At 69.1% G+C, this 12,625-nt stretch carries 14 protein-coding genes; 2 read left to right on the forward strand and 12 right to left on the reverse strand.

The features are described from left to right. Window positions 1-56: 56 nt before the first annotated feature. From ABZ887_RS03410 to ABZ887_RS03420, 3 genes are all read right to left on the reverse strand, one after another. Window positions 57-1,397, reverse strand: coding sequence for a DUF2637 domain-containing protein (locus ABZ887_RS03410; protein ID WP_361282454.1), 1,341 nt, complete (start codon window positions 1,395-1,397; stop codon window positions 57-59). 84 nt (window positions 1,398-1,481) lie between these two features. Then, window positions 1,482-2,381, reverse strand: a complete 900-nt coding sequence (locus tag ABZ887_RS03415) for a DUF3558 family protein (protein ID WP_361282456.1) — start codon at window positions 2,379-2,381, stop codon at window positions 1,482-1,484. A 117-nt stretch (window positions 2,382-2,498) separates the two neighbouring features. Further along, complete coding sequence (locus tag ABZ887_RS03420) at window positions 2,499-3,365, reverse strand: DUF3558 domain-containing protein (RefSeq protein ID WP_361282458.1); 867 nt, start codon at window positions 3,363-3,365, stop codon at window positions 2,499-2,501. A 227-nt stretch (window positions 3,366-3,592) separates the two neighbouring features. On the opposite strand from ABZ887_RS03420, the gene ABZ887_RS03425 reads away from it, so the two are divergent. After that, window positions 3,593-4,786 (forward strand): RtcB family protein, encoded by a 1,194-nt coding sequence (locus ABZ887_RS03425; protein ID WP_361282460.1) that lies wholly within the window; start codon window positions 3,593-3,595, stop codon window positions 4,784-4,786. 43 nt (window positions 4,787-4,829) lie between these two features. Here the strand turns inward: ABZ887_RS03425 and ABZ887_RS03430 are convergent, their stop codons facing one another. The 6 genes from ABZ887_RS03430 to ABZ887_RS03455 all read right to left on the reverse strand — a co-directional run bounded on the left by ABZ887_RS03430 (window position 4,830) and on the right by ABZ887_RS03455 (window position 8,914). Next, on the reverse strand, window positions 4,830-5,663 hold the full coding sequence (locus tag ABZ887_RS03430) for a hypothetical protein (RefSeq protein WP_361282462.1): 834 nt from the start codon (window positions 5,661-5,663) through the stop codon (window positions 4,830-4,832). A gap of 258 nt (window positions 5,664-5,921) precedes the next feature. Beyond that, the gene (locus ABZ887_RS03435) at window positions 5,922-6,659 is read right to left on the reverse strand and encodes a phosphotransferase (protein ID WP_361282464.1); all 738 of its coding nucleotides are present in this window, start codon (window positions 6,657-6,659) and stop codon (window positions 5,922-5,924) included. Between the two features lie 24 nt (window positions 6,660-6,683). Continuing rightward, complete coding sequence (locus tag ABZ887_RS03440) at window positions 6,684-7,442, reverse strand: tyrosine-protein phosphatase (protein WP_361282466.1); 759 nt, start codon at window positions 7,440-7,442, stop codon at window positions 6,684-6,686. Between the two features lie 11 nt (window positions 7,443-7,453). Then, the gene (locus tag ABZ887_RS03445) at window positions 7,454-7,651 is read right to left on the reverse strand and encodes a hypothetical protein (protein WP_361282468.1); all 198 of its coding nucleotides are present in this window, start codon (window positions 7,649-7,651) and stop codon (window positions 7,454-7,456) included. Continuing rightward, window positions 7,651-8,409: an SDR family NAD(P)-dependent oxidoreductase gene (locus ABZ887_RS03450; protein ID WP_361282470.1), complete on the reverse strand. Its 759-nt coding sequence runs from the start codon at window positions 8,407-8,409 to the stop codon at window positions 7,651-7,653. The genes ABZ887_RS03445 and ABZ887_RS03450 overlap by 1 nt, the downstream gene beginning before the upstream one ends. A 172-nt stretch (window positions 8,410-8,581) precedes the next feature. Next, entirely contained in the window at window positions 8,582-8,914 is a 333-nt protein-coding gene (locus ABZ887_RS03455; RefSeq protein WP_361282472.1) for a YnfA family protein, read from the reverse strand. Between the two features lie 133 nt (window positions 8,915-9,047). On the opposite strand from ABZ887_RS03455, the gene ABZ887_RS03460 reads away from it, so the two are divergent. Next, entirely contained in the window at window positions 9,048-9,512 is a 465-nt protein-coding gene (locus ABZ887_RS03460) for a hypothetical protein (RefSeq protein ID WP_361282474.1), read from the forward strand. Window positions 9,513-9,564: 52 nt separating this feature from the next. Here the strand turns inward: ABZ887_RS03460 and ABZ887_RS03465 are convergent, their stop codons facing one another. The 3 genes from ABZ887_RS03465 to ABZ887_RS03475 all read right to left on the reverse strand — a co-directional run bounded on the left by ABZ887_RS03465 (window position 9,565) and on the right by ABZ887_RS03475 (window position 12,481). Beyond that, window positions 9,565-10,260 carry a type 1 glutamine amidotransferase domain-containing protein gene (locus tag ABZ887_RS03465; RefSeq protein ID WP_361282476.1) on the reverse strand — a complete coding sequence of 232 codons (696 nt, stop codon included), beginning with the start codon at window positions 10,258-10,260 and terminating at the stop codon, window positions 9,565-9,567. A 189-nt stretch (window positions 10,261-10,449) separates the two neighbouring features. Then, window positions 10,450-11,307 (reverse strand): alpha/beta hydrolase, encoded by an 858-nt coding sequence (locus ABZ887_RS03470; RefSeq protein ID WP_361282478.1) that lies wholly within the window; start codon window positions 11,305-11,307, stop codon window positions 10,450-10,452. Window positions 11,308-11,443: 136 nt separating this feature from the next. After that, window positions 11,444-12,481, reverse strand: a complete 1,038-nt coding sequence (locus tag ABZ887_RS03475; protein WP_361282480.1) for a thaumatin family protein — start codon at window positions 12,479-12,481, stop codon at window positions 11,444-11,446. Between the last annotated feature and the right edge of the window lie 144 nt (window positions 12,482-12,625).

Genomic DNA, 12,625 nt, shown 5'->3' on the forward strand with positions numbered 1-12,625 from the left:
AGGGGCCCTCTGGAACCAGAGGGCCCCTTCTCCGTGTCTGCCGGACTCCGTACCCGTCAGGCGATGTGCTCGTCCGCCAGTTCCGCGTTGAGACGGTTCGAGAAGCGGGTCACCATGCGCTTGGACTCGGTCTCGTCGAGGGCGACGCCGTAGGTCGCCTCGACATCGGCGATGAACCCGCGCGGGGTGGGTGCTCCGTTGCCGGTCTTTATCGACTCACGGAAGACCAGGTAGTAATCCTCCTCCGACGGCGCCGGGGGCTCCGGGGGACCGCCGCCCTCGCCCAGCTCACGGGTGCGGCCCGGACCGGACGGGATGGGGAAGCTGCCGGTGGTCTCCGCGGGGGATTCCTCGGGCAGAGGCTGCTGGTCCTGCGCGAACTGCTGCTGCGAGAACTGTTCCTGCTGGTACTGCTGTTGCTCCTGCAGGTACTGCTCCTGCTGGTACTGCTGGTACTGCTGCTGTGCCAGCCAGGCGGCGTACCGAGGGTCGTACGTCGGGTCGTAGCCGCCCTGGTACTCGATCTGCTGGGGGTCCCTGGACTGCAGCCAGGGATTGGTCTCCGGCTCGGGCGCCGGCACCGCCTGCTGCGGGATCTCCGGCTGCCCGGCCTGGGGGCCGGGGACCAGCTCGGGGCGCTGCTCGCCGGCAGGCACCGCGTCGGCGCCGCCACGACCGCCCACGCCCACGGCATCCGCCGCCGGCAGGAGCACCGGCACCTCGATGCCCGCCGCCGCCAGGCCCTCCGGGGCCGTGTCCGCCAGGGGAACGCCGTACCGGGCCAGCCGCAGCGGCATCAGCGACTCCACCGGGGCCTTCCGGCGCCACGCCCGCCCGAAACGGGACCGCAGCCGCGCCTGGTAGACGAGACGTTCCTGCTCCAACTTGATCACCTGGTCGTAGGAACGGAGCTCCCACAGCTTCATCCGGCGCCACAGCAGGAAGGTCGGCACCGGCGAGAGCAGCCAGCGGGTGAGGCGGACCCCCTCCATGTGCTTGTCCGCCGTGATGTCGGCGATCCGGCCGATCGCGTGCCGGGCCGCCTCCACCGCCACCACGAACAGGATCGGGATCACCGCGTGCATGCCCACACCCAGCGGGTCCGGCCAGGCCGCCGCGCCGTTGAAGGCGATCGTCGCGACGGTCAGCAGCCAGGCCGTCTGCCGCAGCAGTGGGAAGGGGATGCGGATCCAGGTCAGCAACAGGTCCAGGGCGAGCAGGACGCAGATACCCGCGTCGATGCCGATCGGGAACACATAGGAGAAGTTCCCGAAGCCCTTCTTGATGGCCAGCTCACGGACGGCCGCGTACGAGCCGGCGAAGCCGATACCGGCGATGATCATCGCGCCGGTCACGACCACGCCGATGAGAACGCGGTGCATCCGAGTCAGCTGCATTGGCGCGGCCACCCGTACTCCCCTCCCCTTGCGTGTTGTTGCGCGCAACAGGGTGGCACATCAGTGCGGCGCCCGTACGGCCGGTCAGCTCTTCTTGGATGACGACTTCGATGCGGAGGCACTCGCCGAGGGCGACCCGGACGCCGACTTCGAGGGCGTCGCCGCAGGTGAACTCTGCGACGTACCCGAGCCGTTGGCCGTCGTGACGGACGCCACCGCCTCCTTGGCCGCCTTCTCCGCCACCTTCGTCAGAGTGTCCGCGTCCGGCGTCTTCTCGCCCGCCAGACCCGCACCGTTGTAGTCGAGGGTGACGACGACGTTCGCGACGCGTGCCACGACCGTCTGCTGCTTGAAGGCGCCCTCCTTCTTCTTCAGGTCGTAGCGCACGACCGTCGCCTGGTCGCCGACCCCGGCCACCGGCTCCGACTTGGTGTTCTTGGCGCCGCTCACCGACTGGGCACCCTGCACCTGGCTCGCGTAGTACGCCTCGGCCTGCTTCTCGCCGGAACCACGGCTGGTGTCCGAGTCGAAGCGGAGGAAGGAGATGTTCAGCCAGCGGAACTGGGAACCCTTCACACCGTTGTTGTCGAGGCTGCTCCAGGAACAGCTGCCCCGCGTGGCCACGTCGTCCGACGTGCCCTCCTTGCCCGACTTCGCGCCCTTCGGCACCAGCGCGGTGAGCGTCGTCTTCGACAGCACCGCGCACGGCTCCGGCAGCTTCTGGTACTTGGCCGCCTGGACCGTGGGCGAGGCGGCCACCGAACCGTCCGCGGCGGTCACCGGATCCGAGCCGCCACCCGTCCCCTGCGCGGCACTGTCCGAGCCGGAGGAGCAGGCCGTCGCGAACAGCGCCACGGCGGGGACGGCGGCCGCGCAGACGAGGACGCGGCGCAGGCGCCCTGCCCGTCGCTGTGCGTTCCGATCGTTCCGGGCGCGCTGGTCGTCTGACTGGACTGCTACTCGCTGCATGGTTCCTTCACTCATACGTTCGGGGTTCCTGCGGTCGGATCGGGTCCGAGGGGCCACGGTACGCGGTGAGGGAGCTGTGCGGTTTCGGTTCGCGCCCTTTGCGGGTGGGGTGCAGAGGGTGTGCCGGGGCCCTCAGCCGTTGAGGGCCTCGGCCAGTTGCGCGGCCAGGTTCTGCGCCCTGTCCTGCATTTCCTTGCTGTCCGGGACGGTCCCGGTGGCCATCGGCTGCTCCTCGTACACGATCGTCACGACGACGTTGGACGTGCGGAACACCACAGTCACCGTCCGCTGTTCGGCCGTCGAACCCGAGCCGCTGAGCTGGTCGTCGAGATACGCCTCGTCGCCGAGGTCGGAGAGCGTACGGGGCTGGAGACCCGACGGGGTGGTGGAGGACGACGCGGAGGCGGAGGCGGAATCAGAGGAGGACGGGTCGCCGGATCCGGCGGTCGAGGCGGAGACGGACGCCGACGCGGATGCCGACGGGGAGCCCGAAGCCGACCCGGACGGAGACCCCGACGGCGACTCCGACTCGGTGGGGCTCGGGGGCGCGGACTCCGGGATGTCGGCCGCCGCCTCCAGCTGCGTGTAGATCGTCTGCGCCTCGCTGTCGTCGCTGACCGCGTTGTCGTACGACACCACGCGCTCGAAGTCGACGGACAGCCGGTCCGTGGCGTCGGTGGACTCGATCTTCCAGTGGCAGCCGACCTTGCGGTCCGTGTCGTAGGTGAGCGTGGCCTCGCCCGCGTACGCCTTCTCGCGCTGCTCGGCGTCGGTGATCTGGGCGATGCCCGGGAGCAGCGAGTCGAGGGTGTCGTGGCTGACCGCGCTGCAGGCCTCCGGGAGGGTGCGGTACTTGCCGGGCTGGGCGGCGACAGTGGACGTACTGGTGTCCGCGTTCTTGTCGCTGGTGTCGTCGCCACCGCTGGAACCGCTCGTGCAGCCGGCCAGCAGGGCCGCGAGAAGGGCGGCGATGCCGGTTACGTACGCCTTCCGCTGCACGGTCAGGCTCCTTCCGTTCACTGGTCCGCTCGGTCCTGCTCCAGTGTCCCCGCTGGTTAATCGCTTGCCGCAGCGGGGCGCCCCCTGGAGACAATGTGTATCGCACGCACTGCTGTGAACGCCGGTCCACTGTCTGGTTTCTGGATCTCTGGCGCCGCATTTGCGTTTTGTTTGATTAAAGCTATTTGTCTCTTTTGGTTTGTTGCCCGCGGGGGAATGAGGAAGACATGTCGTACGTGGAGATACCGGGCGCGAAGGTGCCCATCCGGATGTGGACCGACCCGGCGACCGTCGAGGACGTGGCGCTCCAGCAGCTGCGCAACGTCGCGACCCTGCCGTGGATCAAGGGCCTGGCGGTGATGCCGGACGTCCACTACGGGAAGGGTGCGACGGTCGGATCGGTCATCGCGATGCAGGGTGCGGTGTGCCCGGCGGCGGTCGGGGTCGACATCGGCTGCGGCATGTCGGCGGTGAAGACGTCCCTGACGGCGAACGACCTGCCGGGGGACCTGTCGCGGCTGCGGTCGAAGATCGAGCAGGCGATTCCGGTGGGGCGGGGGATGCATGCGGATCCGGTGGAGCCGGAGGACTTCCATGGGCTGGCCACGGCAGGCTGGGAGGGGTTCTGGGGGCGGTTCGACGGGGTTGCCGATGCAGTCAAATTCCGTCAGGAGCGGGCGCATCAGCAGATGGGAACGCTTGGTTCCGGAAATCATATGATCGAATTGTGTCTTGATCAGTCAAACTCGGTCTGGCTCATGCTGCACTCCGGTTCCCGCAACATCGGGAAGGAGCTGGCCGAGTATCACATCGGTGTCGCGCAGAAGCTTCCGCACAACCAGGGACTAGTTGACCGGGACCTGGCGGTGTTCGTCTCGGACACTCCGCAGATGGCGGCTTACAGGAACGATCTCTACTGGGCTCAGGAGTACGCCAAGTACAACCGCATGCTCATGATGGGGCTCCTGAAGGATGTGGTCCGCAGGGAGTTCAAGAAGGCGAAGCCGACCTTCGAGCCGGAGATCTCCTGCCATCACAATTACGTTGCCGAGGAGCAGTACGAGGGCATGGATCTGCTCGTCACCCGTAAGGGGGCGATCCGGGCCGGCTCCGGTGAGTTCGGGATCATTCCCGGCTCGATGGGCACCAGCTCGTACATCGTGAAGGGGCTCGGGAACGAGAAGGCCTTCAACTCGGCGTCGCATGGTGCCGGTCGGCGCATGAGCCGTAACGCGGCAAAGCGCCGCTTCACGACCAGGGACCTGGAAGAGCAGACGCGCGGCGTGGAGTGCCGTAAGGACTCCGGGGTGCTGGATGAGATTCCGGGCGCCTACAAGAACATCGACCAGGTGATGGAGCAGCAGCGCGACCTCGTTGAGGTCGTGGCGAAGTTGAAGCAGTTCGTGTGTGTGAAGGGCTGACGCGAAAGGCCCCCGGTCAGTGCCGGGGGCCTCGTTCACTGGGTCACTGATCGCTGGGCATGGGCACTTTCCGGTTGCGCAGACGCCAAAGGCGGAGGTTGCAGCTCTGGGTGGTCCTGCCGAGTGCCTCTGCGGCGGCCATGGGGCTGTTGAGCTTGAGCAGGATCCGGTCTTCGGTCGCAGTCCAGCGGCGAGTTGTGTAGGCGGCCCTCATCCCTGAGGGGCGTACCCACGCCGAGAGTGATTCGGCGGTGGCGCGCTTGCGCTCCAGCGACAGACAGCCCGGGTAGTACAGGTCGGCTGCCAGGCCCTGAGCCAACTCCATCATGTAGAGGACGTTGTAGATGTCGTCTCGGGCGTTGCGCTTTGGGTTGCGAGCGACCCCCGTCATATCCCTGCCGTAGTCGGACAGGTAGGAGGCGATAGCGCCGCTGGCCGTGGTGAGCGAGACGAAGGGAAGACCCTTGCTGGTGAAGCCGACTGACCTGTCTGCGTCGATCAGGCCTCGCAGATAGTCGCGGCGGGAGAACTCGACGGTCGGCGGCGCGATCGTCTTGGACTTGCGGCCGTACGGAAGCCCGAGTTCGTTGATCCTGGTCCTGGCTTCCAGGGAGCACATGCTCCAGACGGCGGTGGTGTGGGTCTCGGCGAAGTCGGTGGACCGAGTACGTTCCGTGATGCTGCTGTTGTAGGGCGTCAGTTTCTGGAACTCCCGCAGCAGGCCGATGTCTTTTGCGCTGATTTCGACGGCCAGCCGTCCTCGTTGCCTCGATTGCTGGGACAAGTGCCCATCCGCCTGCAAGAACCCGAACATGTACGCGTACTCCGGGACCGTGAGGTCCATGAACTGCTGGGCGTTAGGCTCGCATTCAGCCACAGGGAAGCTCCACTTCCATGCTGGTCAGGCCCTCGGCTGGGCTGCATCCCTGCCGAGGGCCGTCGATTTGATGGTGTGGTGCGAGACTAGGTCGGGTGTTCAGGCGGCGTTCGGGTGATCGACGATGTTCACCCTTGCGAGTTATCGAGCCGTAGCGCCTCCTCCCTGAGGATGTGGCGGGGCGGGCGGAAGCCGGTGCCGAGGACTCCCCGACCCACCGCGGCCGCCCCGTGATCCGGAGCGACCCTCCCCGCCTGCTCACCGCAGTGCGCGTTCCAAAGCAGCCTGGTGGTCGGAAACCCACTGGCAGGCCCTTTGGACTTCCTCCACCACCCCGGCATCACGAAGCCGGATCATGGCGGCGTCTCCCGCATCGGCCCCGGTCTCGATGCCCCGGCGGCACCGGTCCTGCCACCACAGGACCGTGGCCACGAGACGTTGCCGGTCGGACAACCCGTAGGTGTCGGCGATCAGTCGCATGCGCCGGGACGCCTCATCGACGTCGGTCACGGCAGGGCCGAGGCCGAGGTACTGCCAGCAGACATGAGCGATGTCATGGATCCGGGCGCCCGGTGCCGCCAGGTCCCAGTCGATGAACGCCGCCGGCCGAAGCGCGCCACCGGCCGGCCGGTACACCGTGTTCCTGGGCGACAGGTCGTTGTGGCAGACGACCTCGTGGTCTCCGGCCAGCCGGGTGCCGGCCGTCAGGTCGTGGAACTCGCGCACGAGCCGGGCGACCGCACCCAGGCTCTCGTCCGACGCCACGGAAGCAGGTTGTCCCGGTTCCCACGCCACATGGCCGTCAAGGTAACTGAGCACTTCGCGGCCTTTCTCGTCCACACCGAGATACCGCGGAGCTCCGTTCCAGCCACCGGCTTCGAGCAGACTCAGCAGCTCTCCCACGAACTTCGTGCGAGCAGACACCGGCCGGCGCACCGTGTCGCCGACACGGACGACGGCATTGACGAAACCTCCGGGCAAGGGCGACTCAGGCATCGCTCCATCCTGCCCGAGCTGCGGTCAGGCGGTGGGGCGGGGTTCGAGGAGGGTGGTGTGGAGGGTTTCCCGGAGTGTGTTCGCGTTCAGGCCGAGTGCTCGTGTCACGTACTCCTCGGTCGAGCCGTAGCGGGCGTTCAGCGCGGACAGGAACAGGCGCATCGCCGATGCCGGGGCGCGGCCGAAGCCCAGCCAGGTCGGCTCGCGGCCCTCGTTCCGCGCCTTCCAGTCGGCCAGCAGGGCGGGCGCCGCCAGTTCCGTGAGGGTGAAGTCCTCGACGACCGTCGGTTCGGGCACTCCGGCCAACGTCAGGATCAGCGCCGCCAGTTGGCCGGTGCGGTCCTTGCCGGACGCGCAGTGGAAGACCAGGGGGGTGTCCGATTCCGCCGACCGGGCCACCAGCTCCAGTGCCCTGCGGATCTCCGTCACCCCGTCCTCCGCCACCTCCATGTAGCGCTCCGCCAGGTACGGGCCGGGGTCGATGTCCGGGGCCAGGGCCGCCTGGTCGTAGGGGCGGTGCTCGATGCTGAGGTTGTGGTACGTGAAGGAGGGGTGGGACGGGACACGGCCCCGGCCCTCGGCCTCCCAGGGGTGGCGGAGGTCGACGACCGTGCGGATGCCCAGGGACAGGAAGCGGTCCCAGTCCCGCGTGCCCTCGCGCAGCTTGCCCAGCGAGTCGGCGCGGTAGAGCCGGCCGGGGCGGATGCGGCGGCCGTCGGCGGTCGGGTAGCCGCCCAGGTCACGGAAGTTGTGCAGCCCGTCGAACGGTATGTGTCTGTCCACGGGCCGCGAGCCTACTTCGCGTGCCGTACCGCGTAGATCATCACGAACGCGATGAGGTGGATGCCGAAGAGGAAGTAGGCCAGGAAGTACCAGACCTGGCGTTCGTTCTTCGTCTCCTGTTCCAGACGGCGCTCTTCCAGCCGGCGTTCCAGGGCGGCCGTCGGGTCGTCGTCCGGTGTCGTGGGGTCCGGTGTCGCGGAGTCCGGCATCACGGTTCCCGGTGGACCTTGGTGTTGGAGGCCTGGGCGCGGGGGCGGACGACCAGGAGGTCGATGTTGACGTGGCTGGGGCGGGTCACCGTCCAGGTGATGGTGTCGGCGACGTCGTCGGCGGTGAGGGGCTCGGCGACGCCCTGGTAGACCTTCGCGGCCCGTTCCTCGTCGCCGCCGAAGCGGGTCAGGGCGAACTCGTCGGTCCTGACCATGCCGGGGGCGATCTCGATGACACGGACCGGCTTGCCGACGATCTCCAGGCGGAGGGTCTCGGCGAGGACGTGGGCGCCGTGCTTGGCGGCGACGTAGCCGGCGCCGCCCTCGTAGGTGGCGTGGCCGGCGGTGGAGGAGACGACGACCACCGTGCCGTCGCCGCTCGCTTCCAGCTTGGGGAGCAGGGCCTGGGTGAGGTTCAGGGTGCCGATGACGTTCGTCTCGTACATCGTGCGCCAGTTGGCGGGGTCGCCGGTGGCCACCGGGTCGGCGCCGAGCGCTCCGCCGGCGTTGTTGACGAGGACGGCGACCGCTTTGAAGGCCGTCGCGAACTCGTCGACCGCCGCGCGGTCCGTCACGTCGAGGGGGTAGGCGGTGGCCTGGTGGCCGGCCTCGTTGATCTCCTTGGCCAGCGCCTCGATGCGGTCCGCCCTGCGGGCGGTGAGGACGACGCGGTATCCGGCCTCGGCGAGCCGGCGGGCGGTGGCGGCGCCGATGCCGCTGCTGGCGCCGGTGACTACCGCGATGCGGGACGGGGCCATGGGGGTGCTCCTCAGCGGGGGTGAGTCAGGTGTGCGAGTGACTGAGGTGAGTCTAGGCGTCGTGGCTGGTGCGGAGTCGGGCGGCTGCGGGCCGGTGGGGGTTGTTCGCGCCCACGCGGCGGAGCCGCATATCGATACGGCCCCGCGCCCCTTGAGGTGGGTGTCCGCACCGTCAGTTTCTTGGTGCCCACATGATCACGGCCATGCCTGCGAGGCAGATCGCCGCCCCGGTGATGTCCCAGCGGTCCGGGCGGTAGCCGTCGGCCACGACGCCCCACAGGATCGAGCCGGCGACGAAGATGCCGCCGTAGGCCGCCAGGATGCGGCCGAAGTGGGCGTCGGGCTGGAAGGTGGCGACGAAGCCGTAGGCGCCGAGGGAGAGGATGCCGCCGGCGACCCAGAGCCAGCCGCGGTGCTCGCGTACGCCCTGCCAGACCAGCCAGGCGCCGCCGATCTCGAAGAACGCGGCGACGACGAACAGGGCGGCGGAGCGGAGGATCAGCATGCGTGCAGGGTGCCACGCCCGGCGGGTGTCACCTGATGGGGGGCGCCTGGGGTGGGGCTCGGGTGGCATATATCCGTATGTATGCCGGAGTGTGAATACCGGGGACGGACGGGACGGGACGGGTGGTGTGGCGATGCGTCGTGGTGGGCTCGCAGTGGTCGGTGCCGTGGCGGTGGGCGCGTTGGTCGTGGGCGGCGGTGGTACCGCCTGGGCCGGGGACGCCGATCTGGAGGTGCACGGGTCCGCCGTGCTGAGCGGGGACCTGCTGGAGGTCCGGGTGTCCTCGCTCAACCACGGGCCGGACGGTGTGACGGCTGCCAGTGTGCGGCTGGTCTCGTCGGCGGCGCTGGCGGACACCCAGGAGCTGCCGGGCGGGTGCGCGCGCACCGGTGACCGGGAGGTGGTGTGCGACACCGGGCCGCTGGCGGTCGAGGTGCCCGGCACGGAGCTGGTGGTTCCGGTACGGCTGCTGGGTCAGCCGTCGGAGATGAGGTTGGAGGTGGATGTGGCGTGGGGCGGCGGTGCAGTGGACCAGGACCGTACGAACGACAGGCAGCGGGTGCTGGTGCTGGCGACGGGGGACGCGTACGCGTTCTGATCAGGGTCGGTCAGATCGATTGGATCGACCCGATCGGCCCAACCGACCGGGCTCATGGCAGTGCCGCGACGAGTTCCCGGGCGAGAGGGCCGGAGGACGCGGGGTTCTGCCCGGTGAAGAGGTTGCGGTCCACGACCGTGTAGGGCTCCCAGGCGGGGCCCCGCGAATACTCGGTGGGCAGCTTCTTCAGCTCGTCCTCCAGCAGCCACTTTGCCTTGTCGGCGAAACCGACACCGGCCTCCTCCTCGTTGCAGAAGCCCGTCAGCCGGTAGTTCGCGAAGGGGGTGTCACCGTTCGCGTCCCGGGTGGCGAGGATGGCGGCGGGGGCGTGGCAGACGATGCCGAGCGGACGGCCGGAGGCGAGGGCCTCCCGCAGCAGCGCGCCGGAGTCCGGGTCGCCCGAGAGGTCCTCCATCGGGCCGTGGCCGCCGGGGTAGTAGACCGCGTCGTAGTCCTCCAGGCGGATGTCGGTGATAGGGACGGCGTACCGCAGCTCCTCCGCCTCCTCGATGACGGCCTCCTCACGGAGGGCGTTCTCCTCGCCGCCCGCCATGCGGGGCCGCAGGCTCATCGTGTCCACGACGGGTACGACCCCGTGCGGGGTTGCCACGGTGACCTCGTGTCCGGCGTCGGTGAACACGGTGTAGGGGGCCACGAACTCCTCGGCCCAGTAGCCGGTGGGATGTCGGTGCCCGTCCTTGAGGGTCCAGTAGCTCGCGCCGGTCACCACACACAGGATCCTGGCCATGGGACGCTCCTCCGGGACACGTTTCCGGAACACCATCAAATGTGCCCATCAAGTCTGGGCGGGTATCCCGGAGGCCGCAACTCGTGGCCGCCGTGCGGGAAATGCGCGGGCCGTTCCTGTGACGGTGACGGGTACGGCGCGGAATTCCCGACACGGCGGTGACGCCGGGGAACTCCTCGGTGTCCCGCTCTAATTCCACATGTAGTTCTCGGCGGCGTCGACGATCAGGTCCTTGACCGCCTGCGGGTGGGAGACGAGGGACACGTGCGAGGAGTTGATCTCCACGGTCTTCCGGGCGTGCGCGCGTTGCGCCTCGAAGCGTTCCAGGGCCGGGTTGATCGACTGGTCCTGCTTGCCGACGAGGACGTAGACGGGTCTGTTCCGCCAGGCGGCGCCGGTGAGTTTGTCCCCGAACGCCGACATCGCGATCGGGCGCTGGGTGGCTGCCATGACGGCGGTCTGGCTCGCGGGCAGGTCCGCGGCGAAGACCTGGCGCAGGAGGGCCGGCTGTACGTACACGTCCGTGCCGGTGGTGCCGTCGCTGTTGCGGAAGGGCACCTGCTTGAGGGCCTTGGCGAGCGGGGCGGGAGCGAACCTCGCGGAGAGGGTGGTGAACGACTCCCCGGCGTCGGGCATGACCGCGTTGATGTAGACGAGGGCCTTGACGTTGCTGTTTCCGACGGCGGCCTGCGAGATCACCTCACCGCCGTAGGAATGGCCGACCAGGACGATCGGCCCGCTGACGGACTTCAGGAAGCTCGCGAGGTAGGCCGAGTCCTCGGGGACGCCGCGGAGCGGGTTGGCCGGTGCGGCCACCGTGTAGCCGTTCTGCTGGAGGCGCTGTACGACACCGGTCCAGCTCGACGCGTCGGCGAAGGCGCCGTGGACGAGCACGACGGTGGGCTTCTCCCGGCCGGGATCGCCGCTCGGACCTCCGGCCCGTGCCGTGGTGGGGGCGAGGACGGCAGTGGTTCCCGAGAGTGCCAGGAGAGCGGCGCCCCAGCGGACGGCGTTCACGGTACGACGGGACTCGCGCGGTATTCGCATGCTGGTCCTTCGGTGCGAGGCGTCGGGCGACGCCCGGGATTCCAGCCTCGGGGACACGTGTCGGCGTGTCCCCGTGCGCGGGCCGTCCGGGTGAACGGGGAGGAAGGGAGAAAGTGGGGAAGGGGGGAAGGCGTGATCAGGTGGAGCCGGCCGTCGTTCCGAAGGTCACCCGGTAGTAGCAGGCCCCCTTGCAGGGCATGGTCGCCCCGTCGTCGAAGGCGTAGGAGTAGGCGTAGGGCTCGGCGCGCTTGAAGACCTGGGTGTAGTCGACGGGCCACTTGGAGGGGATGCAGTTGTCGCGGCCCGCCCAGGCGCCCCGGCAGCAGTAGGTGTCGCCGCCGAACGCCGCGCACGGCGGTTTGCAGCCGATCTCCTGGCCGCCGGAGAGGGCCTGCATGGCCTTGGGGCAGTCGACCTCCGTGGTGCAGGTGCCCTTGTAGCAGCCCGTGGAGCTGACCGGGTCGGTGGTCGTGGTGTGGGAGACGTTGATGTACATGGGCAGGTTGGAGCCGTCGACCATGCTGACGTCGTAGAAGTCCATGCTGTCGAAGGCGTCGAAGGTGAACTCGCCGAGGGTGGTGGGCGGGTTGCCGCCGCTGCAGACGCTGGTGCAGTCGCCGGAGGCGCAGGGGCCCGCGGCGGTGCCGTCGGTGCATCCGGTACGGCCCCAGATGCGGCCGCCCCAGTTGTTCGCGACGGTCACCGAGAGGCTCTGGCCGGGGGCGAGCTTGCGGCCGGCCGGGTAGACGGAGGTGTTGGTGACGACCGCCCACACCGTCTTCTGGGTCTTGTTGACGACGGTGATCAGGCGTTTGCCGGCGGGGGCGGCGGTCGGCTGCGTGCTCCGAGCGGCCTGGTGGGACGCGGCGGTCGTCGGCTTGCGCGTGGTCTTCGCCGACGCCGACGCCGAGGCCTTGGCGCTCGCCGAGGCGGAGCCGGAGGCGGAGGGGGAGGTGCTGGGGCTCGGTGACGGGGAGAGCGGGGTGCCGGACGGCCCGGACGAGAGGGCCGCGGCCGTCGTCCGGCGGTCCGGGTGCGCGGCCTGGGTGCCGGCCGGGGTCCACCACCCGTAGGTGATGAGTACGGTGGCGGTCGTCGCGAGGGCGGCCGCGCCGGCGTACCACCAGCGGCGTCGCGGTGGTCTCGCGCCGTGTCTCCTGCGTCCTCGTGCCATCCTTGTGCCTTCCTCGGGCTGTGCCAGATGTGTGCCTGCCTTTCGGTGACCTCCTCGACGGGGGCCGTACAACATAAATTGCGAAGCCGACTCGCCGGTTTTTCTGTTGTCCCCGCGTCCTGCGCGGGGTCTCCGTTCCGACAG

It is taken from the genome of Streptomyces sp. NPDC047061, from assembly GCF_040643955.1.
GTDB lineage: Bacteria > Actinomycetota > Actinomycetes > Streptomycetales > Streptomycetaceae > Streptomyces.

Bases quoted from the DNA above. Each gene is read 5' to 3' on its own strand.
- ABZ887_RS03410 (WP_361282454.1), bottom strand. From the start codon at position 1,397: ATGCAGCTGACTCGGATGCACCGCGTTCTCATCGGCGTGGTCGTGACC.
- ABZ887_RS03415 (WP_361282456.1), bottom strand. From the start codon at position 2,381: ATGAGTGAAGGAACCATGCAGCGAGTAGCAGTCCAGTCAGACGACCAG.
- ABZ887_RS03425 (WP_361282460.1), top strand. From the start codon at position 3,593: ATGTCGTACGTGGAGATACCGGGCGCGAAGGTGCCCATCCGGATGTGG.
- ABZ887_RS03435 (WP_361282464.1), bottom strand. From the start codon at position 6,659: ATGCCTGAGTCGCCCTTGCCCGGAGGTTTCGTCAATGCCGTCGTCCGT.
- ABZ887_RS03445 (WP_361282468.1), bottom strand. From the start codon at position 7,651: ATGCCGGACTCCGCGACACCGGACCCCACGACACCGGACGACGACCCG.
- ABZ887_RS03450 (WP_361282470.1), bottom strand. From the start codon at position 8,409: ATGGCCCCGTCCCGCATCGCGGTAGTCACCGGCGCCAGCAGCGGCATC.
- ABZ887_RS03455 (WP_361282472.1), bottom strand. From the start codon at position 8,914: ATGCTGATCCTCCGCTCCGCCGCCCTGTTCGTCGTCGCCGCGTTCTTC.
- ABZ887_RS03460 (WP_361282474.1), top strand. From the start codon at position 9,048: ATGCGTCGTGGTGGGCTCGCAGTGGTCGGTGCCGTGGCGGTGGGCGCG.
- ABZ887_RS03465 (WP_361282476.1), bottom strand. From the start codon at position 10,260: ATGGCCAGGATCCTGTGTGTGGTGACCGGCGCGAGCTACTGGACCCTC.
- ABZ887_RS03470 (WP_361282478.1), bottom strand. From the start codon at position 11,307: ATGCGAATACCGCGCGAGTCCCGTCGTACCGTGAACGCCGTCCGCTGG.
- ABZ887_RS03475 (WP_361282480.1), bottom strand. From the start codon at position 12,481: ATGGCACGAGGACGCAGGAGACACGGCGCGAGACCACCGCGACGCCGC.